This is a genomic window from Paraburkholderia sp. IW21, from assembly GCF_041321145.1.
In the GTDB taxonomy this organism is placed as follows: domain Bacteria; phylum Pseudomonadota; class Gammaproteobacteria; order Burkholderiales; family Burkholderiaceae; genus Paraburkholderia.
The window spans coordinates 89,493-111,910 of record NZ_JBGGWA010000013.1 but is presented as its reverse complement, the minus strand read 5'-3'; the positions used below and the strand labels follow the sequence as shown (position 1 = coordinate 111,910).

20 protein-coding genes and 1 pseudogene are annotated in these 22,418 nt (G+C 61.6%); all 21 read right to left on the bottom strand.

What is annotated here, in order from left to right:
• Positions 1-199 precede the first annotated feature (199 nt).
• The 21 genes and pseudogenes from ACAX43_RS26985 to ACAX43_RS26885 all read right to left on the bottom strand — a co-directional run bounded on the left by ACAX43_RS26985 (position 200) and on the right by ACAX43_RS26885 (position 22,415).
• Positions 200-1,291, bottom strand: a complete 1,092-nt coding sequence (locus ACAX43_RS26985; RefSeq protein WP_370711458.1) for an AraC family transcriptional regulator ligand-binding domain-containing protein — start codon at positions 1,289-1,291, stop codon at positions 200-202.
• Positions 1,292-1,531: 240 nt separating this feature from the next.
• The gene (locus tag ACAX43_RS26980; RefSeq protein ID WP_370711457.1) at positions 1,532-2,770 is read right to left on the bottom strand and encodes an acyl-CoA dehydrogenase family protein; all 1,239 of its coding nucleotides are present in this window, start codon (positions 2,768-2,770) and stop codon (positions 1,532-1,534) included.
• Between the two features lie 65 nt (positions 2,771-2,835).
• The gene (locus tag ACAX43_RS26975; protein ID WP_370711456.1) at positions 2,836-3,600 is read right to left on the bottom strand and encodes an SDR family oxidoreductase; all 765 of its coding nucleotides are present in this window, start codon (positions 3,598-3,600) and stop codon (positions 2,836-2,838) included.
• A 44-nt stretch (positions 3,601-3,644) separates the two neighbouring features.
• A complete protein-coding gene (locus ACAX43_RS26970) occupies positions 3,645-4,664 on the bottom strand; it encodes a phosphotransferase (protein ID WP_370711455.1) in 1,020 nt (339 codons plus the stop codon).
• A gap of 22 nt (positions 4,665-4,686) precedes the next feature.
• Positions 4,687-5,361 (bottom strand): histidine phosphatase family protein, encoded by a 675-nt coding sequence (locus ACAX43_RS26965; protein WP_370711454.1) that lies wholly within the window; start codon positions 5,359-5,361, stop codon positions 4,687-4,689.
• Between the two features lie 100 nt (positions 5,362-5,461).
• Entirely contained in the window at positions 5,462-6,361 is a 900-nt protein-coding gene (locus ACAX43_RS26960; protein ID WP_370711453.1) for a LysR family transcriptional regulator, read from the bottom strand.
• Positions 6,362-6,628: 267 nt separating this feature from the next.
• On the bottom strand, positions 6,629-8,197 hold the full coding sequence (locus ACAX43_RS26955; RefSeq protein WP_370711452.1) for a methyl-accepting chemotaxis protein: 1,569 nt from the start codon (positions 8,195-8,197) through the stop codon (positions 6,629-6,631).
• Positions 8,198-8,395: 198 nt separating this feature from the next.
• Positions 8,396-8,706, bottom strand: a pseudogene (locus ACAX43_RS26950) (high-potential iron-sulfur protein).
• A gap of 70 nt (positions 8,707-8,776) precedes the next feature.
• Positions 8,777-10,192, bottom strand: a complete 1,416-nt coding sequence (gene pntB, locus ACAX43_RS26945; protein WP_370711451.1) for a Re/Si-specific NAD(P)(+) transhydrogenase subunit beta — start codon at positions 10,190-10,192, stop codon at positions 8,777-8,779.
• Positions 10,193-10,205: 13 nt separating this feature from the next.
• On the bottom strand, positions 10,206-11,798 hold the full coding sequence (locus ACAX43_RS26940; RefSeq protein ID WP_370711450.1) for a Re/Si-specific NAD(P)(+) transhydrogenase subunit alpha: 1,593 nt from the start codon (positions 11,796-11,798) through the stop codon (positions 10,206-10,208).
• Positions 11,799-11,867: 69 nt separating this feature from the next.
• Complete coding sequence (locus tag ACAX43_RS26935; protein WP_370711449.1) at positions 11,868-12,185, bottom strand: EthD family reductase; 318 nt, start codon at positions 12,183-12,185, stop codon at positions 11,868-11,870.
• A gap of 36 nt (positions 12,186-12,221) precedes the next feature.
• Complete coding sequence (locus tag ACAX43_RS26930; RefSeq protein ID WP_370711448.1) at positions 12,222-12,956, bottom strand: hypothetical protein; 735 nt, start codon at positions 12,954-12,956, stop codon at positions 12,222-12,224.
• Positions 12,957-12,972: 16 nt separating this feature from the next.
• Positions 12,973-13,650 carry a hypothetical protein gene (locus ACAX43_RS26925; RefSeq protein ID WP_370711447.1) on the bottom strand — a complete coding sequence of 226 codons (678 nt, stop codon included), beginning with the start codon at positions 13,648-13,650 and terminating at the stop codon, positions 12,973-12,975.
• A gap of 35 nt (positions 13,651-13,685) precedes the next feature.
• The gene (locus tag ACAX43_RS26920; RefSeq protein WP_370711446.1) at positions 13,686-14,342 is read right to left on the bottom strand and encodes a cytochrome c; all 657 of its coding nucleotides are present in this window, start codon (positions 14,340-14,342) and stop codon (positions 13,686-13,688) included.
• Positions 14,343-14,352: 10 nt separating this feature from the next.
• Complete coding sequence (locus tag ACAX43_RS26915; RefSeq protein WP_370711445.1) at positions 14,353-15,840, bottom strand: flavin monoamine oxidase family protein; 1,488 nt, start codon at positions 15,838-15,840, stop codon at positions 14,353-14,355.
• Between the two features lie 403 nt (positions 15,841-16,243).
• The gene (locus ACAX43_RS26910) at positions 16,244-17,176 is read right to left on the bottom strand and encodes an electron transfer flavoprotein subunit alpha/FixB family protein (RefSeq protein ID WP_370711521.1); all 933 of its coding nucleotides are present in this window, start codon (positions 17,174-17,176) and stop codon (positions 16,244-16,246) included.
• A gap of 23 nt (positions 17,177-17,199) precedes the next feature.
• Positions 17,200-17,949 carry an electron transfer flavoprotein subunit beta/FixA family protein gene (locus ACAX43_RS26905; protein WP_370711444.1) on the bottom strand — a complete coding sequence of 250 codons (750 nt, stop codon included), beginning with the start codon at positions 17,947-17,949 and terminating at the stop codon, positions 17,200-17,202.
• Positions 17,946-18,455, bottom strand: coding sequence for a DUF4148 domain-containing protein (locus ACAX43_RS26900; RefSeq protein ID WP_370711443.1), 510 nt, complete (start codon positions 18,453-18,455; stop codon positions 17,946-17,948). Before ACAX43_RS26900 ends, ACAX43_RS26905 begins: the two co-directional genes overlap by 4 nt.
• Before the next feature lie 54 nt (positions 18,456-18,509).
• The gene (locus tag ACAX43_RS26895) at positions 18,510-19,799 is read right to left on the bottom strand and encodes an acyl-CoA dehydrogenase family protein (RefSeq protein ID WP_370711442.1); all 1,290 of its coding nucleotides are present in this window, start codon (positions 19,797-19,799) and stop codon (positions 18,510-18,512) included.
• Positions 19,800-19,966: 167 nt separating this feature from the next.
• Positions 19,967-20,653 (bottom strand): TetR/AcrR family transcriptional regulator, encoded by a 687-nt coding sequence (locus ACAX43_RS26890; protein WP_064269530.1) that lies wholly within the window; start codon positions 20,651-20,653, stop codon positions 19,967-19,969.
• A 250-nt stretch (positions 20,654-20,903) separates the two neighbouring features.
• Positions 20,904-22,415 (bottom strand): FAD-dependent oxidoreductase, encoded by a 1,512-nt coding sequence (locus tag ACAX43_RS26885; RefSeq protein ID WP_370711441.1) that lies wholly within the window; start codon positions 22,413-22,415, stop codon positions 20,904-20,906.
• Between the last annotated feature and the right edge of the window lie 3 nt (positions 22,416-22,418).

The following is a 22,418-nucleotide window of genomic DNA, read 5'->3' as shown; positions in this document are numbered from 1 at the left end:
TTCCCCGAGTCCGGTCTCTGCGAAAAGACAAGCGCATCGTTGTGCCGACCGGTGGGGCCGAAGCGGTGGTGACAGTTGGCGGAGCGTCCGGCAAGGCGAGCCGGTTATGGGCCGCATAGGGGAGCCGGGCGTGGGAGCAGGCGAAGTGAGTCGGCCAGGTGATCCAGCGTCGGAAAAACGGCTGCACCTGCTCCGCGCGCTATGCACGCCGCCGGTAAGTCCCCGGCGTGCTGCCTGTCCAATGCCGGAACGCGCGATGGAACGCGCTCGGATCGTCGAAGCCGACGTCGGCGCCGATCGCCGCGATCGTGTCGGGCGTGTCGGTGAGCCGCTGGATTGCGATATCTCGCCGCAGTTCATCCTTGAGCACCTGGAACGTCGTGCCCTCGGCGGCTAGGTGGCGGCTCAAGGTGCGTACGGAGCAATGCAGATGCTCGGCCGCCAGATCGATTACGGGCAGGTCGGGCAGAGCCGCCGACAGGTACTGCCGCACGCGATGGCACACGAGCTGTTCACTGAATGATTCAAAGATCCAGTCGCCTGGCGCGCGCGCGAGGAACTTCCGCAGGTTGCGCTTGCTCTGCCGGATTGGCGCGTCGAGATAGTCCGCGCTGAAGCGCAGAAGCGTGCACTCGCAGTCGAACTTCACGGACCCGGTGAAGAAGTACACGTGATCGACCGCATGGCGCGGTAGCGGGCACGCAAGCTCGATCTGCAGCAGCGGGATTTTCTGCCCGATCAGCCACGAACACACGCCGTGAACGAGCTTGAGCATCAGCTCCTGGCCGAGCGGGCTGATTGGGCCCACCGCCGCATCCGGCCGCAGCATTACCTGCACGATGAGACCGTCGTTCCTCGATTCGACGAAGAAGTCGTCGAGCAGGATATGGAAGAACTGCCCGAAGCGATGCAGCGCCGTTTTGAGGTTGCGCGCATCGAGGAGGCTCAGGCACAGGTACTTGAGCGTGCCGCCGCGCAGCGGGCGCGAGAAGATGCCGGGCATCTCGTCGTCGAGGTCAATCGCGAGCGTGCGGTACAGCGTCGAGAATTGCTCTTCCGTCACGCGCGAATGCGGCTCGCCGAGCAACTCGATTGCAATGCCGGCTTCGTACAGATAGCCTTCGATCACATCGCGCCCCACGCCCGCGCTCGATAGAAAACCGTTGACGAGCGAGATCGGCACCGTGGCGCCCGGCGACGGCAGTGCGCGCCCGCGCTGGGCGGAACGTGAATGTAAGCCGGTCATCGCGTCCCCGTAAACCAAACCGCTCGCATTGTACTTGAGCGGCACGGAACGCCATCGACTTGCAAGCTTCCGGCCCGACTTCCAGAAAGCGTCGGTGCAATGGGAATGATAAGCGAATGTTTTAACTTGCTGTCGTCACCCGCTCCAACTCTAGAGGTACTATTTCCCAAAGGCAAGAAAACCGCTCGATCGGCAGGAGGCAACCTCGGAGAGGTCTCGTCGCGCAGCCTTCGGAAAGACGCGACAGCTCCTAAATGAGTCCAAAGACAATCCTAAGACGTCTTGCTAGCGCGTCAGGTAGGCACTCTCGTGGCCCGGTTCATAAGGCCGCGCCTTGATCTCCATGCGCGCAATGCTCTGCAGATGCACCTCGTCCGGGCCATCGGCAAACTTCAATGCGCGCCCCCACGTCCAGCTGTCTGCGAGCGGCGTGTCGGGGCTCAGGCCCATCGCGCCGAAAGTCTGGATTGCCCGCTCGCACACGGCGGTGTGCACGTTCGGCCCGAGCGCCTTGATCATGGCGATTTCCTTGCGCGCTTCCTTCGCGCCCACGTTGTCGATCATCCAGGCGGCCTTCAGTACGAAGAGTCGGGCCTGATCGATTTCGATGCGCGACTTCGCGATCCACTCGCCAACCGAGCCGTGCTCATAGAGCTTCTTGCCAAACGCCGTGCGCGCCTGCGCGCGTTCGATCATCAGTTCGAGCGCCAGTTCGGCGGCGCCGACCGAGCGCATGCAATGGTGAATACGACCCGGTCCCAGGCGCGCCTGCGCGAGCGCAAAACCGCTGCCTTCTTCGCCGAGCAGATTCGAGCGCGGCACACGCACGCCCTTGAATTCGATCTCGCAGTGGCCTTCCGGCGCCGTGTGATTGACCACCGTGATATTGCGGACTATTTTCACGCCCGGCGTGTCGCGCGGCACGAGAATCATGCTTTGCTGACGGTGCGTGGGTGCGTCCGGATCCGTTTTGCCCATGACGATGAACAGCTGGCAATTCGGATGCGCGGCGTTCGTGATGAACCACTTGCTGCCATCGATCACATAGTCGTTGCCATCGAGGCGAATCGACGTAGTGATGTTGGTCGCATCCGAAGAGGCGACTGCGGGTTCCGTCATCGCAAACGCCGAACGGATCTTGCCGTCGAGGAGCGGCTCCAACCACTTCTTGCGTTGCGCGGGCGTCGCGAACATATGGAGCAGCTCCATGTTGCCCGTGTCCGGCGCGTTGCAGTTGAATACTTCGGAAGCCCACGAAACGCGTCCCATGATCTCGGCAAGCGGCGCGTATTCGAGATTCGTGAGCCGCGTGCCCGGCTCGTCTTCGCGTAGATGCGGCAGGAACAGGTTCCAGAGACCTTCCGCGCGCGCCTTCTCCTTCAGTTCCTCCATGAACGAAACGGGATACTGTCCTGCATTCACTTCTTCGTGCCACTGCTGAATGCGCGGCACGATATGCGTGTCCATAAACGCACGCACCTGCGTGCGCAGCGCTTCGACTTTCGGGCTATAGGCAAAGTCCATTTTGTTCTTCCTTCAATCCTGGTGAATGTCGTGCGGCGCGAGCGTCAGTGCGCGCCGCTCACTGATCAGATCGTCAGCCCGCCGTCGACGACGATGCACTCGCCGTTGGTGTAGCTCGCCGCATCGGAGACGAGATACAGCACGGTGCCGGCCATCTCGCGAGGCTCCGCGTGGCGGCGCAGCGGGATCTTCGTCATCCAGCTTTCGTACATCGCCTGATCTGCGAACAGGGCGCCGGAGAATTTGGTCCTGGTGAGGCCCGGCAGCAACGCATTCACGCGAATGCCAAGCGGCCCGCACTCCTTGGCGAATGCGCGCGTCATGTTGACCACGGCCGCCTTTGTGATCGAATAGATGCCCTGCTTGTCGCCGGGTTGCAGCGCATTGACGGAAGCCGTGTTGACGATTGCGCCGCCGCTGTGCTCGCGCATCAGCTTGCCCGCCTCGACCGACATAAAGAAGTAGCCACGCAAGTTGACCTCCACCGTCTTTTCGAACGACGAAAGATCGGTGTCGAGAATGTGGCCGAAATACGGATTCGCCGCCGCGTTGTTCACGAGGATGTCCAGCCGGCCATGTTTCGAGCGGATGTGCTGGAACACGCCTTGAATGTCGTCGAGACGCCCCACGTGGCACGGATACGCCTCGGCGCTCCCTCCCGCTTCCCTGATCCCGCGCGCCACGCTCTCGCAGTCATCGAGCTTGCGGCTCGAAACGATCACATGGGCGCCCTGCTCTGCGAGCAGCTTCGCGATTTCTTCGCCAATGCCGCGGCTTGCGCCCGTGACCAGAGCAATCTTGTCGTGCAGATCGAATAAATTAGTAGCCACAACTGTCCCCTCATATTCCATGTGTCCGCGCCGAACCTCAGCTGTCAGATGACGTCGACGCCCATCTTCGCCAGCGCACCGGCCATTTCGCCGACCTGGCGCGCCTTCTCATTCGATGCGTTGCCGCCCAGCGCACGCTTTTTCACGCCCTGCGCGATGGCGGCGAGCCGGAAGAAGCTGAACGCAAGGTAAAAATTCCAGTGCTCGATCGATGCAATGCCCCGCAGAGTGCAATACTGCTCGACGATCGCAGCCTCGTCCGGCACGCCAATCGCTGCCCGGTCCAGCCCCGCGAGACCGCCGATCTGGCCTTTGGGCGGAAGCCGCAGGCACATGCAGAAGTACGCGAGGTCAGCGAGCGGATTGCCGAGCGTGGAGAGTTCCCAGTCGAGCACCGCGCGAACTTTCGGCGCGCCGCGATAAAAGATCAGGTTGTCGATGCGGAAGTCGCCGTGCACGAGCGAAGGCTTGCCCGCCTCGGATGGACAGTGAGCCGGCAGCCAGTCGATCAGCGCTTCCATGGCATCGAGTTGATCAGTCTGCGCGGCGCGATATTGTTTGGTCCATACGTCGATCTGGCGCGCGAAGTAGTTCCCCGCGCGACCGTAGTCCGCAAGGCCAACCGCATCGACATCCACATCGTGCAGGGCCGCCATCGTGCCGATCAGCGCTTCATAGATCGCGCCGCGTTCTCCAGCGCGCAACGTGGGCAACGATGGGTCCCAGTAGATTTCGCCTTCTTCGTAGCTCATCACGTAGAACAGGCTGCCGATCACCTCGCGGTCCTCGCAGAGGTGCAAGGCCCGCGCAACGGGAACGGGAGTGTCGCCGAGCGCGCTCAGCACGCGGAATTCGCGGTCCACGGCGTGCGCGGATTTAAGCAGCTCGCCTGGCGGCTGACGCCGCAGCACATAACGGCCGTTTTGCGCTTCGAGAAGAAACGTGGGGTTCGACTGTCCGCCGGCGAACTTCTCGACGGCCATGGGTCCCTGAAAACCAGGCACGTGCGCGCGAAGATAGCGCGCGAGTGCATCGGCATCGAACTGAAGACTTGCATTCATCATGGAGCGGGAATCCGGATTTGAATCAGCCATAGGTGACCAGTTCGCGCCGCTCGGCCTGTTCGAGATGCGGCAAGGTGTTGAAGGTGACCAGCGACATCGCGCTGTCGTTGAAGACGTACTGGCTCACGCTGCTGTTACGGATCTGCATGTTGAGCGCGATGGCGGCAGCCGCAGTCGCTTGCAGAATCTGCTGCGTGAAGACGGCAATCGGGCCGCCCGAACTCACCACCAGCACGCGCTTGCCGCCCGAACGCTGAATGGCGAGACGGGCACGCCCCACACGCGCCTGGAACTGCCCCCACGTCTCAGGAACGCACCCTGGCAGCTTATCCTCGGACCAAAGCTGCAGGGCCTGCCTGAGTCGCTTGTAGAAGTGCCTCATCGAGCCTTCGGCCAGAAGGCCGGGCGCCAGGCCGCTCTCGCCGAGCGCGGAAAAGAGCGCGTGAAAATCGTACTCGTTCAGATCCGCGTCTTGCACGATCTTCACGGGCGCGCCGCCCATTGCGGTGAGCAAGGCGTCGGCGGTTTGCGCGTGCCGGCGCATCGTGCCGGTCACGACGCGATCGAATGTCAGGCTTGATTGCGCGCAGTATTCGCCGAGCCAACGCGCCTGGGCGCCGCCTGAAGATGAAAGCTCGTCGTAGTTTTTAGCGCCGAATGATGCTTGCCCGTGCCGTACCAGATAGAGTTCCGCCATGCCAACCTCGTCTGAACATGACTGAAACAATACTGGGTCGCCGAGTATTCAGGAAATTTATTCTCGTGATACTCCGCCATAACGATTCGTGACACCTCGGCTATTGCCGCTGCTTGCGCATGAGGCGCCCGATCTGCTCGCGCAGCCAGCGATGCGCCGGATCCGCCGTCACGCTGCGGTGCCAGTACCCATGTGTCTCGAGATCGGGAATATCGAAGGGCAGCGCCAGAATGCGCGCGTCATAGCGCTTGAGCAGCATGAGCGGCGCGGTGAGGACGAGATCGGTGCGCATCGCGATCAAGGGCGCGACGAGATAGTGCTGAACGCGCGTCTGAATGGTGCGGCGCAGGCCGAGCTTGTTGAGTTCCGTATCGACGAGACCGGGCCCCTGGCGGCGGCTGGACACATGAATATGGCCAAAGCGCAGATAGTCGTCAGTCGTGAGTTTCTTCTTCGCAAACGGATGCTCGTTGCGCACCATGCACGCGTAACGGTCGCGGCCCAGCGGTTCCTGCTCGAGGTACGGGTCGTCGATGAGAGGCGCGTCGATCGCAAGATGGACCGCGCCGCTCGCGAGCGCTTCGGGCACGTCGCGACGCGTCGTGAAGTAGCTTTCGATGCGAATGCCCGGCGCGAGGCGCTGCAGCACCTCTTCGAGCGCGGGCAGCAGCAATGCCTCGGTCAGATCGTTCATGCTGAGCCGAAAGGTCCGCTGCGACGAGGCCGGATCGAAACGCTCGCCGGCATGGGTGCTCGAATCGAGCAATTGAAGCGCCTCGCGCACCTGGCCAATGATGTTCTCGGAAACCGGCGTGGGCATCATGCCCGTTGGCGTGCTCACGAACAAGGGATCGTCGAATGCCTTGCGCATGCGCGCGAGCGCGTTGCTCACGGCGGGCTGCGTGATGAAAAGCAGTTCCGCCGCGCGCGTGAGGTTGCGTGTTCGATAGACGGCTTCAAAAACGACGAAGAGATTTAAATCGACTTTGGACGAACGCATGGTTTGAGCCTAACCGCCAGATTGCAGTCCCGTCAATCGAGGGTCTGTCCACGCCTATATCGCAAGTCGTGTCGCGCCCGTGAGTGGGTGAAGCGCCTCCTGGCTACCGATGCACCCGGGATGGGACCACGCCAGCCGATGCGTAGCAACACACTGGCCGACACAAGTGAGCTCCGGGTGGCTGCGCGCATCGACCTTGTTGATCAGGTAGACGAGCGCCCGCTGTCCGTTCGCAGGACCTGAAGGGTACATGCTGGCAGAGGCGGATCAGGCCGATGACGGATTGGTTTGCGAATGGACCTCGAACACGGCAATGGCGCGCCGCTGGGCGGCCACCTGCTCGTTTAGCGAGGTCGCCGCTTCCGCCGCTTGTTGAACTACCGACGCATTCTTGCGAATTGTCTGGACCATGCGGCTCACTGCCTCGTTGACCTGGCCGATTCCCCCGCGCTGTTCTTCTGAAGCGTCGAAAATGTTGTCGTTGATCTCAACCACGCGCTTGATCGCCGCCCGAACGTCCGCCATGGCCTGCACGACGTGGTCCGCGTGCACGGCCCCCCCGGAAATCGCCTCTGCCGAGATCCGGACCAGAACCTTGATCTCCTTCGCTGCGATAGCGGCGCGATGCGCGAGGTTGCGGACTTCTTCGGCGACAACCGCGAAACCCCGCCCGTGCTCGCCTGCGCGGGCAGCCTCGACAGCCGCGTTCAGCGCCAGAATGTTGGTCTGAAAAGCGACTCCTTCGATGAGTGCGGTAATCTCCACGATCTTTGCCGAGCTTGCAGAAATGTTGTCCATCGTGCCTCTCATCCGGTCGACTGCGGCCATACTGGTATCGGCCGCGAGCGACGTCGCGTTCGCAAACTCAGCGGCCTGCCGCACATGATCAGAGTTGCGTCGAACTGACAGGATGAGCTCGTCCATGCTCGCCGCCGTTTCTTCGAGCGACGCAGCTTGCCGCCGCACGCCTGCCGAGAGGTAGGTACTCCCGTCGGCTATCTCGCTGGATGCGTTCAGAATTGCGTCGCTTGATACCTTGATCGTCTGGACGGTCCTCGCGAGATGTCCGTCCATCGCCCGAAGCGCCCGGAGCAATTGCCCGAACTCGCCGTGCAAGCTTATCCCCTCGGCGTCGCCCAGCCTGCCTTCGGCGATTCGCCGGGCTACGCCAAGCGCGGCCTTCAAGGGACTTGTAATCGCCCACATCAGCCACGCGGACGCGGCACAGGCCGCTGCTATACCCAGACCGATTGCGCCGAGCACCGTCCATCGCAATGCGTTGAACGTTGCATTGCCCCGTTCGGCCAGTTGCCGCGCCTGCGTCGCGCTCAACGCAACGTCGCGACCGATCGCGTCGGACACCGCATCGCCGGTCTGGGTGAGTTCATCTATCGTGAATGCCGCCATGTCCAGATTTCCGGCGCGCAGCACCGAGACAACGTCGTCCGACTGTGTCCGGAAGACCGCAAGCTCCTTCGCCACCCGATCAGCCATATGGCGCTCATCGGGCGTGGCGATCTTCGCTGGATAATAGTCATGCCAGGCCCGATCGAGCTTTTTCTGTTCTTCGCCGATGCTTGCAACGAGCTCTGCAGCGTTGTCCTGGCCATGCAGCGCCTGGATGTAACGCATCTGAAGGCGAATCTTCAGAGCGGCCGCCTGTACCGCCGCAAGATCCTCGATCGGCACCGTGCTCACCGAATACATGCTGCCCATACCTGCGCTGAGCCTGGCGAGACCGCGAAGGCCCAGCAAACCAATAGACACCATCAGCGCGACACATGCGCCGAGCGTCAGCATGATCTTGAATCGGATCGTGCCCGTGAATGCCCTCATTGAACCAGTCCATTAATTTTGGATACCCGGCGGAGTTATTACCTTGGCGACCGACATCCTGGCTATCCGATGCTAGCGCCAACAGCGTTCACCCAGTTAGCGTGATACCAGCGGCTCGCCCGCGCTGACCAATTGCGCGCGGGGCACGCTATGACGTGCTGCAGACACGTTTTCCGTGTCCATGTCGCCTATGAGCCATCAAGCTTTTTTGTTATAGGCACTACACCAACCCTTGCCGCGACCTGCTTGCCGCCGAACATAGGGCACGGAGCGAACGCATCGTTCGATTTGCCTTGATAGAACGTGCAGTTACTGCAGGCCTGACCCGCTGCGTACTTCGCATACTTCGCCTTGTCGACCTTGGTCGCGTCCGCCTTGTAAGCAAGCGCGAGCGACGTCGAATCGGCTTCGGACACCCTGGCCTCATCGGCAAAGGCAACGCGAGACAACGCTACCCCAGATGCAACACATGCGATCGTGATCATAAAAGTGCGACGGGACTTCTTCATGCAAATACTCCCTGTATTGTGAAATGGCGTGCGAGCGGGCCACGGGGATATTGAGAATGGATGGCCGTGGTCAAGCCTTCAGCGCGCCAAAAACCTCACTCAACATGGTTTTGGCATCGCCAAAGAGCATGCGGTTGTTGTTTTTGTAGAAGAGCGGGTTATCCACACCAGCATATCCTGAGGCCATACTGCGCTTCATCACGATCGACGTCTTCGCCTTCCAGACTTCAAGCACCGGCATGCCTGCAATGGGACTGGCAGGGTCCTCCTGCGCCGCCGGGTTCACGATGTCGTTCGCGCCGATGACCATCGACACGTCCGCCTCTGGGAAATCCGTGTTGATCTCGTCCATCTCGAGCACGATGTCGTACGGCACCTTCGCTTCGGCTAACAGCACGTTCATGTGGCCCGGCATGCGCCCCGCCACCGGGTGGATCGCGAAGCGCACGTCGACGCCCTTTTCTCGCAGCACCTTCGTGAGTTCGAAGACCGTGTGCTGGGCCTGCGCCACGGCCATGCCATAGCCGGGCACGATGATCACGCGCTTCGCGTCGCGCAGCAGCTCGGCGGTTTCGGCGGCGCTCACCGCCACCGCCTCGCCGGCCGGCTGCGCGCCCGCGCCGCCCGCAGTTGCGGGCACACCCGCGCCGCTGCCGAAGCCGCCGGCAATCACGCTGATGAAGTTGCGGTTCATCGCGCGGCACATGATGTACGAGAGGATCGCGCCCGACGAGCCCACCAGTGCGCCGATCACGATCAGCAAGTCGTTACCGAGCATGAAGCCGGTGGCCGCCGCCGCCCAGCCCGAGTAACTGTTGAGCATCGACACCACCACGGGCATGTCCGCGCCGCCGATCGCCATCACCATGTGCACACCGAACAGCAGCGAGATCACCGTCATCACGACGAGCGGCATCATGCCGTCCTGAATCGTCTCTGCATGCAGGAACGCGCGACCGTAATAGATCACGATCAGCAGCGCGGCCAGGTTCAGCCTGTGGCGCGCCGGCAGCAGCATCGGCTTGCCGCCGATCTTGCCCGACAGCTTGCCGAAGGCAATGACCGAGCCCGCGAACGTCACGGCACCGATCAGGATGCCGACGTAAATCTCGACTTCGTGGATGGCCTTCTCGGCGCCGGTGAACTGCACCGACGTATCGATGTAGCTGGCGAAGCCCACGAGGCACGCCGCCAGGCCAACCAGGCTATGCATCAGCGCGACCAGTTCGGGCATCTGCGTCATCTGCACCTTCTTCGCGGCGATCAGGCCGACCGCACCGCCAACGACCAGCGCAGCGACAACGTACGGAATGCCTTCGGCCGACACGCGCGGACCGAGCACCGTGCCGAGCACCGCGATGAGCATGCCGATCATGCCGAGCAGATTGCCGCGGCGCGCGGTCTCGGGATTGGCGAGGCCGCCCAGGCTCAGGATGAAGAGAATCGCCGCGCCGATATAGGAGACAGTAGTCAGGTTGGAAGTCATTGTTGTCGTCCCCTTATTTGCGGAACATCGCCAGCATGCGCCGCGTCACTGCGAAGCCGCCGAACATGTTGACGGCCGTAAGTGCCAACGCGCCCATCGCGAGACCAAGGATCAGCCCTGATGGCCGGTCGCCCGCCGCGGAGCCGCCCAGCGGCGGCGCGACCTGCACCAGCGCACCGATGGCGATGATCGACGAGATCGCGTTGGTCACGCTCATCAGCGGCGTGTGCAGCGACGGCGTGACGTTCCAGATCACCATGTAGCCGATGAAACAGGCCAGTACGAACACCGTGAAGTGCGAGAGGAACGTGGCCGGCGCGTACAGCCCCACCATCAGGAAGGCTAGCGCCCCGATGCCGAACGCGATGGCCAGCGACTTCGCCGACATCGGCTCGCTGCTGCCGTGGCCCTTCTTCGGCGCGACTGGCGCCGCAGCAGCGGCGGGCCGGGGTGCGAGTGCGACGGCCGGCTGCCTGATCGGCGGCGGCGGCCAGGTAATGCTGCCTTCCTTGATGACCGTGAGACCGCGGATGGCGTCGTCATCGAAATCGACCTTGATCGTGCCGTCCTTGGTCTTGCACAGTTCCTCGACCACGCGCAGCAGGTTGTTGCCATACAACGTGGACGACTGCCGCGCCAGACGCGAAGCAAGATCGGTGTAGCCGACGATGGTCACGCCGTGGCGCACCACCGCTTCTCCGGGCACGGTAAGCTCGCAGTTGCCGCCTTGCTCGGCTGCCATGTCCACGATGACGCTGCCCGGCTTCATCGACTGCACCATTTCGGCCGTGATGAGCTTCGGAGCCGGCTTGCCGGGAATCAGCGCGGTGGTGATGATGATGTCCGCGTCTTTTGCCTGCCGCGCGTACATCGCGCGCTGCGCCTGCTGGAAGCCCTCGCTCATGACCCTGGCGTAGCCGCCGCCGCCCGAGCCTTCCTCTTCGTAGTCCACCTTGACGAATTCGCCACCCAGGGACTTGACCTGATAGGCCACCTCGGCGCGCGTGTCGTTGGCGCGGACGATTGCGCCGAGATTGGCCGCGGTGCCGATTGCAGCCAGGCCTGCTACACCCGCTCCGGCGATGAAGATCCTGGCGGGCGGCACCTTGCCCGCGGCAGTGATCTGCCCGTTCAGGAAGCGGCCGAACGCATGCGCGGCCTCGATCACCGCGCGATAGCCGCTGATGCCGGCCATCGAGGTGAGCGCGTCCATCTTCTGCGCGCGAGAGAGCGTGCGCGGCAGCGAGTCGATGGCCAGTACCGTGGCCCGTTTCGCGGCCAGTTGCTGCATCAGCTCGGGGTTCTGGGCAGGCCAGACAAAGCCAATCAGCATGCCGCCCTCGCGCATCGACGCGACTTCGTCGCTGCTCGGAGCGCGAACCTTGAGGATGATGTCGCTGCAAGCCCAGAGTTCGGAAGCCGATGCCATGACCTCGGCACCGGCCGCACGGTAGGCGTCGTCATCAAAGTTCGCTGCGACGCCTGCGCTGCTTTGCACGGCCACCATGAACCCGAGCTTGATCAGTTTCTCGACCACCTCGGGTACGGTCGCTACGCGCCGCTCTCCGGTGGCAAGTTCCAGAGGAATGCCAATCAGTAATGTCATAGGGCAAGTTGATTCGTCACACTGGTATCGGATGTCGCAAGGATTGCAAGACTGACGGCAATGGCGAAGTCACGCCAGCCGCGTAATCGCCCAGTCGTCCGCGCAGAACATCGTCGGTGTGATATTGGTGAAGTTCTTCACGTCGCCAACGACCTCAGCGGTCTTTGCCGACGAAAGGGCCATATTGATCCCGTCCTGATCGCTGAAACGCAGTATCGCTACGCATGCGAAGGGTTGCGGATCCAGTGATGGGAACAGGACCTCGGCTGATTGCAGACCAAAGTCACTCCATGCTGAGCGGACAAGTGGAGCATGAGTCGAAAGGTAGTACTCGCGGTCAAACATCCCGCCTTCTGTGCTGGGGTAGCTAACGATCAGGGTAGTCATATTCAGTCCCGTGTTGGGATACAGTTGAGAGTTGCGTTAGGTGGATGCGCCAGCGCCTTGCATTCGGGCCGGCATTGCTCGCGCGCGGCGCAGCATCTGCCAGCCGAACAACAACATCCATAGCGGCAGAACCAGCACGACGACCATCTCGCTGGCATTCGAAAACGCGTCGAGATCCGGAAACAAGCCGAGCAGGAAGAAGACCGCGAAAGCCCAGCCGACGATCTTGAGCAGAAACGATCCCTTCCAGCCCTCCTTCTTGAGCACGTTGGCGGCAATCGGCGTCCAGAAGAGCACGAGTGGGCCCTCAATCCACCAGAGACCGTTTTGCGTCCCGTTGGCTATCGCAGTCCATACTGCCGCCGCGCCGTTTCTCGTGGCATCGTCGCCGCCCGCATAAAGATGGGCCAGCGGATGAAGGATCGCAAACTGCATGACAGCGCCGGTCACGCCAACCATGACGTACAGCACGACCGCCATCGCCACCATGTTGCCAAGCGCACCCAGCTCTTCGCGAAATACGTGCACAAAGTATCCGCCAATGACCAGGAAAGGCAGATAGAACCCAAATATGTCTGCAACCATGCACCAGCGAAACACGTCGCGGGTATCCGGCGGCAACGCCAGCATCGTTGCACCGTGCAGCACCATATCCGCATCCGGGCCCGTCACCATGAATGACAAGCCGACATTCGCGTACGCCAGAATTCCGCCGATGATTGCGCTCCAGGCCGTGAAGCGCATGACCTTATGCGAGGGTTGATTCATCATTGATCTCCGGGAAACGTCAGGTTTGGTAAGGCGTGGGCGAGTTCAGAACGACTCTGCCATTTTTGGCGCGCTCCAAAGCGCAATAGCCGTAATAGATCGCCGGCATGAAGTAGGCCCACGAGCACAAGGCAAGCGTGTAGAAGTTGAAAAAGACGTTTGTTTCTTCGCCCGGTATTTTGTAAAAATCGTAAATGACCGCAATGCCCAGTGAAGTTACCAGAGCCACCCCCACGGCCAGCGCACGGAGCATCTCGCCAATTTCCAGAAGTCTTTTGATGAAGTACACAAGATAGATCGACAGCAGAATCCACATCGTCAGATAGTAGTAAGGCAAAACCCCAGCGATGAATTCCGCTCCCACGAGAGCGAACGTAAGCGCAAACGCGACGACGAATACCGCGACGTCCTGGCGAATCGACGGCTTGTAGCCATGCGTAATCGCCATCAGACCCGCGACGGCGATGATGGGTATGCCGAATCCTCGAGAAAATGCATCGAAGAAGTGCGCTACTTCATAGGAAACGGCATTTCCGGTAGCAAAAAATCCAATGGCGTTCGTCGCCGATGTGCCGACGATCCACATCTCCAGGCCGAGAAGATAATTTCGTTTCCTGACGACCTTCCAGCCGTAGAAAAATGAGCTTAATGCCAGCAAGGCACTGGAGAGCATAAGAATTGCAGATCTGAGGTCCATGACTAAACTCCCAACTTCCGGTTGCATCTGATTGGTCAATCTTTCTTCGGGTCAAGGCTTGCCAGATAGGTGGCAATAGCCTTGCGGTCTTCGGGCGAAAAACCTGTCGCAAGGTTTTTCATGACGCCTGTGGGTTCGCTGCGAGTGCCGGATGCGAACTCGTCGAACTGCGCGAGCAGATAGTCGTATCCCTGCCCCGCCAAACGCGGAAACTGGTCGTGGCCCGTCAATTGGGCACCGTGACAGGCGACACAGTTGCTCGCGGCCACCAGACGCTGTCCCCTTTCGCGCAATTGCGCATCCGGCTTGAAGTAGTGATTCGCGACCGGGGTCACACTGGCAAAATATTCAGCCAGCGATTTGATCTGCGGATCGCTCATCGTCATCGCGAGGGGCCCCATGTTCGGATTACGGCGCGCCTCACTCGCGAAATTGTGGAGCTGGGTCTCCAGATAGGGTGCCGGCTGCCCGGCGAGACTCGGATACCCCTGATGGAGTGAATTGCCCTTGACGCCGTGGCAGCCCATGCAGACGTCGGTCACATGCGGCCAGGGGCCGCCGTCAGCCAGGTAAGCCGTGGTCGATGCCGTGAGATAGCGCTGCAGCCGGTAAAGACCCAGCAGATCGGAGCCGAAAATGGCCAGTATCATGGCAATAACCAGAGGAATGCCAATCAATAGTGTTTTCTTCATCGTTACCCTCCTACGCCCGGCGCAGCGCATTAAGCGCCTGAAGCGCGCCCTGATGGCCGGAGCGCACGGCGCCATCCATGTAGCCGGCCCAGATATTCGCAGTCTCCGTCCCCGACCAGATCAGCTTGCCGCACGAGGGGCGCAGCGCCTCGCCGTGAGCGCTCCAGAAGCCGGGCGGAATGGCGGAAACGCAGGTCAGGGTCCAGCGATCGACCCGTCCCCAGTCCTGATCGTGGTACGCGATGGGAGACAGCGCTTCATCGCCCCATGCCTGCGCGTAGAACTGCTTATGCATGGCCATTGCCGCGTCCCGCTCGGACGGGACCATCGCATTCTCAATGAACGCGTTGATGACCCCGATCTCTCCGGCGGGCGGAGAATTGTCGTAGGCCCAGAGAATGGGGCCATTGACCTGGAAGATGCTCCCGTTCATGCCCTTGTCGCGCCAGAACGGACGGCGATAGACCATGGCCGTCTTCCGTGCCGGGGAATTCGCGGGCCAGGCGCGCTGCAGGGCCGCACGCTTTTCCGGCAGTGGCGGATCGAACTGCACCTGATGACACAAAGCCGGATGGATGGCCATGATGACGGTCCGTGCCCGCACTTCTTCATGGTCGGTATGCAGGGTGACGACGTCGCCGTCCCATCCGGAAATCTGGCGGACTGGAGAAGACAGGCGGACCTTATCGCCCAGTTGCTGGGCCATCTTGATGCTGAGGATTTGCGAGCCGCCGATGAAGCGGGTTTCCTGGGCGCTGTGCTTGATGCTGTCGAGTTGCGAATAATCGCAATCCGCCGAATTGACCATCGAAAGGAAGTGCAGCAACCCCATCTTCGCCGGCGCCGCGCCGCCCGAAAGCGTGATGCTGCCATTCCATGCGACCTGATCTTCAGGCTTGATATTCTGCTTTTCCAGCCAGTCACCGACCGAGAGCTTGTCCAGTTCAGCGACCTTCGGGGACGTCCACGGTGCGCCACAAGGCACGTCGCGCGAGAGTCTGCTGAGCTTGGCGCCAATCGCCTCGTCAGTGCCGAACGTGCCCTTCAGATCGATTGCCACGCGGCCGTTGCCGCCCAGAATGACCGTACTCCCGTCGTAGTAGGTCGGGAAAGTCCCGACGCCCAGCTCGCGCGCGAGATCCGCAACGGCGGTCTGGCCGGGCCCGATCCATTGCCCGCCGACTTCCGAAACGTACCCGCCGGGGATGTTGTAGTTGAACGTTCGCCCACCCACGCGATCCCGGGCCTCAAGAACCAGAAAGGACTCGCAGCCCGCGTGGCGCAGGTCGCGCGCGGCGGTCAGTCCGGCCAGCCCCGCTCCTACGATAGCGACGTCGAGAATGCCGTCCGCGCCTGGCGCGGCCTTGGTGACTGCGGCATACGCCTGTTGGGTGCTCATGGCGAGCGTACCCACGGCAGCTGCCGAGGCACCGGCATATTTGAGCCATTGCCTGCGCTGCAGGTTTGCAGCGCTGTCTTGAGAAGATTTTTTTGCCATAGTGCCTCTGTCTACTTGATGAAGGCTCCCGCTCTGAGCGGGTGACCGAAACCGCTGCGCTCAGGCGCCAGTCTCCATATCCGGTCGATACACCGTGCTGCGCAACTTCTTTGAAATCCCTTAAGAATCATTCGCGCCCTGGCGCGAGACCGCGCGATCCGCTGTTTCAGCGACCACGTATTAGTACATATAGACAAAGATAGGTCAATATACCAATATAGAGATCGAAAAGAATGCAGGGTATTCCCCTGTATCTCAAAAGATGCCTCGCGACATTCCACTTCCCGACGCCTGGCTGGGTACCAAAGCGCCGCGCCATGCAGGGATTCTGACGATCCGCCCAAGTGAGCGGGATTAGCCCGGCATCCGCCCGGACATCACAGCCGCAACTCCAAGTTTGCGTTCAGATTGACGACGCCAGTTCCGGCACGACAGTAAACAGGTCGCCCACCAGGCCGTAGTCGGCCACGCTGAAGATCGGTGCTTCTTCGTCCTTGTTGATCGCGACGATGACCTTCGAGTCCTTCATGCCGGCCAGATGCTGGATTGCGCCCGAGATGCCGACTGCCACATACAGTTGCGGCGCGACGATCTTGCCGGTCTGACCGACCTGGTAGTCGTTCGGCACGTAGCCAGCATCGACTGCTGCGCGCGAGGCGCCGAGCGCGGCATTGAGCTTGTCGGCCAGCGGCTCCAGAACCTTCGTGTAGTTCTCGCCGCTGCCCAGACCCCGGCCACCCGAGACGATAATCTTCGCGCTCGTGAGTTCTGGACGGTCGAGCTTCGTCACTACACGGCCGACGAACTGCGTGAGGCCGCTGTCTGTTGCCGCTTCGAGTTTCTCGACCGCTGCGCTGCCGCCTTCGGCTGCTACGGCGTCGAAAGCGGTCGTGCGGACTGTGATGACCTTGACCCGATCGGACGACTGAACCGTTGCGATCACATTGCCGGCGTAGATCGGACGCTCGAACGTATCGGGCGCATCCACGGCGGTAATGTCGCTGATCTGTGCAACGTCGAGCTTCGCGGCAATGCGCGGCGTGACGTTTCTGCCCGCTGCCGTTGCCGCAGCCAGGATGTGCGAGTAGTTCTGCGCGATGCTCAGCACCGTCGCTTCGACGTTCTCTGCAAGACCCTGTTCGAGTTGCGGCGCGTCGGCGAGCAGCACCTTCGCAACGCCGGCGATCTTCGCTGCTGCGTCCGCTGCGGCCTGAGCGTTGTGGCCCGCGACCAGCACGTGAACGTCGCCGCCAATTTTCTGTGCTGCAGCGACCGTGTTCAGCGTCGCGGCCTTGATCGACTGATTGTCGTGTTCGGCTATTACCAGATTCACCAGATTCGTCATTTTCGTCTCGCTCCTTACAGCACCTTGGCTTCCGTCTTCAGCTTCTCGACCAGCGTCTTCACGTCCGGCACCTTCACGCCTGCGCTGCGCTTGGGCGGCTCGGCAACCTTCAGCGTCTTCAGACGCGGCGTGACGTCCACGCCCAGGTCTTCCGGCTTGAGCGTTTCGAGCGGCTTCTTCTTCGCCTTCATGATGTTCGGCAGCGTGACGTAGCGCGGCTCGTTCAGGCGCAAGTCCGTCGTGACCACCGCGGGCAGCGTCAGCGACAGCGTTTCCGCGCCGCCGTCCACTTCACGCGACACGGTAGCCTTGCCGTCGGCCACCACAACCTTCGAGGCAAACGTCGCTTGCGGCAGGTTCGCCAGCGCGGCGAGCATCTGGCCGGTCTGGTTCGAATCGTCGTCGATGGCCTGCTTGCCGAGGATCACGAGGCCAGGCTGTTCCTTGTCGACCAGCGCCTTCAGGAGCTTCGCGACAGCCAAAGGCTGCAATTCAACTGCGGACTCCACGAGCACCGCACGGTCCGCGCCGATCGCGAGCGCAGTACGCAACGTTTCCTGTGCCTGCGGAACGCCACACGAAACTGCGATCACCTCAGTGGCCACGCCTGCCTCCTTCAACCGCACCGCTTCCTCCACGGCGATCTCGTCGAACGGATTCATCGACATCTTCACGTTGGCGATGTCGACACCCGTGCCATCGGATTTCACGCTGACCTTGACGTTGGCATCCACGACCCGCTTTACAGCGACCACCAATTTCATTGCTGCTCCTCGTTCAGTCCATCTGTGCTATTTACGCTCGTCGGCGGAATGATCGCTTTCGCCTTCCACACTTGTTCCACGCGGATAAAGTTTTCCCGATTGCGCGCCCTCGTTGACGCACTGGGCGGATAATCAACCCAGCGTGGCGGAAGCATGCCCTCCTCCCCGGCCTGCAGGAGCTCGGCCCGGACTTGTGCCCGGGTCTTACCCAGCGCCTGGCTGACTTCCGTGCCCGGGCGCCCGTCCGCACGAGCCGCATCGGTCTGCGCACTTGACTCGTCGGGCGCTCCACTTGAAACGGACACGAATTGCGGAGTCGATTGTTCCTGCGGGCGAATGCCGCCGCCGCTCGCGTGAGCAGAAACAGGGATGGACGTCAGCACAACCGCGAGTGCCGAACGGTTCGATATCGCAGCAGCTTTCATGTCGTACTCCTGATAGACAAACGGATTCGAACCCAGATTAGCGGCACTGCACACACAGTAGCCGCTATTCGACAGCTTCATTCGGGTACCATGGAGCCCCAACGCCGGGCCAATATATCGGCGTCGACGGGCTGGTTACTCTTTCGTCCACCCGTTCTGATAGAGCTTCCCTGCCAGCACGCCCAAACGCAACGTAAGGTGATAGTTCTCGCCGTCTTCGATCAGTGCGGAGCGCACATCGCGGAACAGCTTCTCGATCGGGAATTCGCGGGTGGTACCGTTGCCGCCGAAGAGCTGGAACGCCTCGTGCGTGATCTTCATCGCTTCTTCAGTCACGCTGACCTTGGCCTGTGCCGTAGCGTATGGATGGCTCTTTGGAGACAGACGTGAGAATGCGAGGCTGCGTCGCGCAATCGCACGCGCCATCTCCAGCCGCCGCAACATGTCGCCCACGCGCAGTTGCGTCATCTGGTGATCGATCAACAGCGCCCCGCCTTGCTTGCGCTCGTGGCAATAACCCAGCGCGAGTTCGAACGCAGCGCGGGCTACGCCCACGAACACCTGGCACATGTGCGTGCCGGCGAACGACCAGGTTGAGGCCAGATTGCCGAGATAATCATCCTGCAGCGCAATGGCGAACCGCCTGGGCACCCTCACGTTGTCGAAGTAGATCTCGCCCTGCGGCAGCGAGCGCTGACCAATCTTGTCGAGCGGTTTGCCGCGCGACACACCCGGCAGATCGAGCGGAAGGATCATGCCGATCCCGTTCGTGAACGCACTTCGTTCCCCGTTGCCATAGAAGCCATCGCCATAATCCGCCGCCATGTATGCGAGCGCCACCTGCGCGACCGAGCCGTTCGAGATCCACGCGGAACTCTGCCCGTTGATGACGATTTCGTCTGCGCCCACCTTTGCCGTGAGATTACCCACCGGCTGTTTGCCGCCCGCGCTGATCTCGTCGCGGTAGAGAATCGCGGCATCGGTGCCGCGGTCGGGCTGCGTATTCATCCAGCAACCAATCTTGCCGGTGCACATGTCGATCAGTTCCTGATTACCGATCGACTGTGCCATCATCAACGGAGCGGGCGCCACGCCGATCGAAACGGCAAGCCCCGCATCACCCCAGCCGAGCTCTTCGCCGATCAGCGATTCGATGCGCACCGCCATGTCTGGCGGAAGTTGCGCAAGCAGTTGCGGATCGAGGCCCAGCTTTGCACTCTCCATCATGGCGCCCCAGTACGGGGACCCAGGCGCGATCACTTCCTCCGGCGTCATGCGGTCCAGTTCGCGACCGACGGGCTTCAGCACGTCGCGTGCGAAACGGTGAACCGTCTCCTGGATCGCACGTTCCTCCTCCCCCATCGGCGTTTCGAAACCAGTCAAGCCTGCCAGAGGCAACCCCACGGACTTGTGCAGTCGAATCATTTCAGTACTCCTCTCCTGGACATATGTCGACCGGACTGCCCCGCAACCCAGCCGCCTCATTAATAGATCACCATAACAAACATAGGTAACAATACAAAACAGGAGGTGAAAAAAAAAGACAGGGTATTCCCCCGTCCTTTTTCTTCGCCGGCAGAGTGCCGGGGCTGCTAGGCCGTCTCGGCATCCACCGTCTTCCCCCATACCAGGTTACGCGCGGTCTCAAGGAACATCGCCTCAAACCCTCGCATGTACGCGCGCTTGCCGCGCGCGGTGCCCAGATGGATGGTCATGCCGTCCACCATCGAAATGAGCAGCACAGCGATATGGGTACTCTCGGCCGCCCCACGCTCCGGATTCGCGGCGCGAATGAGCTTGGCAAGTTCGTTCGTCAAGGTGTCGTACCATTCGTCCCGCATCTGCGCGCACTCCGGGTCGGTAGACGCAAACGAAAAGAAATGCCACCACAGTGGTATGTTCTTCGAGTCCTTCGCGTCCTGCACTGACTGATCGAGAATGGCTTCGATTGTCGCACGCGGCGAGGCGTTGCTCTGGAGCGCCTGTTTCAGAACATCGATATACGTGTCGATCACCGGCGCCATCACCGCCCGTACGACGTCAGGCCGCGTCGGGAAGTAGTATTGGAGATTGCTGACACTGATTCCCGCTTTCAGCGCGACGGCACGCAGCGAGAAATCCATGGGACCATTCTCGAGCAAGAGCTTCCTTGCGACACGAATGATGGCATTGCGCGTACGTACGCCCTGGGCCCGCAGGCCGTCGGGTGCGGTTCCCGTGGAAGGTGCTGCGCTCGACGTGCGCCGCCTACGGGTGCTTGGCTCTTTTGTCACTGTCATCGCTTTCCGCCTTGAGTGAGACGCCTCGCCGGGGAGAGGCAATGCGGTCACACGAACCGCTTCCTAGGTAAACATGACTATATCTTACACCAGGCTGAAACTCCATCTACACGGGGGACATGCTGCAGCGGTCATCCCCGCTCCTCATCTCCTTCAACCGCGGTAGCCGATCACTGAGGCGCTCGCACAGTGCCCCAATTAGGCCTCGTCGAGGCTTGTTCGCCGGAAGCGTCCCATACCTTGACGCGCGTCACGCCCGCAGCGCTTGCGCGGCGCGCGCGTTGCTGTTCACGCGGTCGTCGAGCGCATTCACCACCCCCAGCGCCCCGTTCATAACACACCATCGCAACGGCTCGGGCAGCGTCGATGGCGTCTTGTGATCCAGCGCGGAAAGGAGCGGATTTTCGGTCCCGCGAATCCGCCCGGCAATCATGTTGCCCACCATGGATTGGGCAGCCACGCCATGTCCGGAGCACCCGGCACTGTAGAAGATGTTCCGATGCGCCCCCGTGGCTCCGACAACCGGCAGCGCATCATTGGCCAAGCTGATATAGCCACTCCAGCATGCCCGCAGCGCGATGCCCTTGAGGGACGGGAAGCGGTCATGCAGAGCCGTGCGCAGTTCGCGATACGACTCATAGTCGGGCACGTTCGGCGTTTTTGAGCCGTATGGATAATGGATTCGCTTCGTCGTCACGACGAGCGTGTTGTTGACGGTCAGGCGGTGGCTTTCCATGGTCCAGTGTGCCGTCACGATGCCTTCGCGTCGCGGCCAACCCAACGCCTTGCGCTGGGTGTCGGAGAGCGGTTCGGTCTCGATCGCCGAGACCCGTAGCGGTACAACCTTGTCCGCGAGCAGGCCGAGCTGCGGCGTATAGGCGTTGGTGGCCAGCATCAGCGCCGGCGCGCTCGCGCTGCCGCGCGGGGTTTGCACCTTGATGACCGGCCCCTCGGTGTAAGACAGCAGCGGCGTATTCTCGTAGATCTTCACGCCTGCTCGCAACGCCGCGCGCCTGAGCCCCATCACGTATTTGCCGGGGTGGAGCGTGCCGCCGCGCGACACGTAATTGCCGAATAAAAACGCCGGCGGAATGCCACGCGCACGCATCTCGGCCTGGTCGAGAAACTCCGACTGAAAGCCCAACCCGGCGCCGGTTCGCATGTCCTCGCGCACCTTCTCCTCTTGTGCGGGATCAATGCCCGCACGGATAATGCCAGTCTGGTTGTAGTCGCAGTCGATCTCGTACTCTCTGAGCTTCCCCTCCACGAAGGGAACGGCGTCCTCGTAGTAGCGGACGATCTCCTTCCCTTTCTCGTTACCCACGCTCTTGAGAAAAAGATCGTATTCGAGCGCGAGCGCGCCGGCCAGATAGCCCGCGTTGCGTCCACTCGCGCCAAAGCCGGCGAACTCGCGCTCGAGCACGACCACTTTCGCTCCGTGCCTGACCAGCTCCAGCGCAGCCGAAAGCCCGGCAAAACCGGCGCCGACGATGACCACATCCGCATTCACATCGCCCACTAGTTCCGGCCGCAAGTCGTCTGGTCTTTCCACCCAGCCGCCAAGTGTGCGGTACTTCTCCATGTCAGCAGTCAATTTGGCCTCCTCCACGGGTCCAGCCGATTCGACGCGCGAGCATTGCGTAGCCGCCACGGCCGGCGCGACTACGGCTGCCGCCGCTGCGCCCTTCAGGAACGTGCGGCGGCTCACTCCCGAACGTGAACCGTCGTGTTGTTCCACCTGTGTTTCCGTCGTCTCGCTCATTCC

Excerpts from the sequence above, each read along its gene's own strand:
- ACAX43_RS26980 (WP_370711457.1), bottom strand. The coding sequence starts at position 2,770 with ATGGACTTTGCCTATAGCCCGAAAGTCGAAGCGCTGCGCACGCAGGTG.
- ACAX43_RS26970 (WP_370711455.1), bottom strand. The coding sequence starts at position 4,664 with ATGATGAATGCAAGTCTTCAGTTCGATGCCGATGCACTCGCGCGCTAT.
- ACAX43_RS26965 (WP_370711454.1), bottom strand. The coding sequence starts at position 5,361 with ATGGCGGAACTCTATCTGGTACGGCACGGGCAAGCATCATTCGGCGCT.
- ACAX43_RS26960 (WP_370711453.1), bottom strand. The coding sequence starts at position 6,361 with ATGCGTTCGTCCAAAGTCGATTTAAATCTCTTCGTCGTTTTTGAAGCC.
- ACAX43_RS26955 (WP_370711452.1), bottom strand. The coding sequence starts at position 8,197 with ATGAGGGCATTCACGGGCACGATCCGATTCAAGATCATGCTGACGCTC.
- pntB (WP_370711451.1), bottom strand. The coding sequence starts at position 10,192 with ATGACTTCCAACCTGACTACTGTCTCCTATATCGGCGCGGCGATTCTC.
- ACAX43_RS26940 (WP_370711450.1), bottom strand. The coding sequence starts at position 11,798 with ATGACATTACTGATTGGCATTCCTCTGGAACTTGCCACCGGAGAGCGG.
- ACAX43_RS26935 (WP_370711449.1), bottom strand. The coding sequence starts at position 12,185 with ATGACTACCCTGATCGTTAGCTACCCCAGCACAGAAGGCGGGATGTTT.
- ACAX43_RS26930 (WP_370711448.1), bottom strand. The coding sequence starts at position 12,956 with ATGATGAATCAACCCTCGCATAAGGTCATGCGCTTCACGGCCTGGAGC.
- ACAX43_RS26925 (WP_370711447.1), bottom strand. The coding sequence starts at position 13,650 with ATGGACCTCAGATCTGCAATTCTTATGCTCTCCAGTGCCTTGCTGGCA.
- ACAX43_RS26920 (WP_370711446.1), bottom strand. The coding sequence starts at position 14,342 with ATGAAGAAAACACTATTGATTGGCATTCCTCTGGTTATTGCCATGATA.
- ACAX43_RS26915 (WP_370711445.1), bottom strand. The coding sequence starts at position 15,840 with ATGGCAAAAAAATCTTCTCAAGACAGCGCTGCAAACCTGCAGCGCAGG.
- ACAX43_RS26905 (WP_370711444.1), bottom strand. The coding sequence starts at position 17,949 with ATGAAATTGGTGGTCGCTGTAAAGCGGGTCGTGGATGCCAACGTCAAG.
- ACAX43_RS26900 (WP_370711443.1), bottom strand. The coding sequence starts at position 18,455 with ATGAAGCTGTCGAATAGCGGCTACTGTGTGTGCAGTGCCGCTAATCTG.
- ACAX43_RS26895 (WP_370711442.1), bottom strand. The coding sequence starts at position 19,799 with ATGATTCGACTGCACAAGTCCGTGGGGTTGCCTCTGGCAGGCTTGACT.
- ACAX43_RS26890 (WP_064269530.1), bottom strand. The coding sequence starts at position 20,653 with ATGACAGTGACAAAAGAGCCAAGCACCCGTAGGCGGCGCACGTCGAGC.
- ACAX43_RS26885 (WP_370711441.1), bottom strand. The coding sequence starts at position 22,415 with ATGAGCGAGACGACGGAAACACAGGTGGAACAACACGACGGTTCACGT.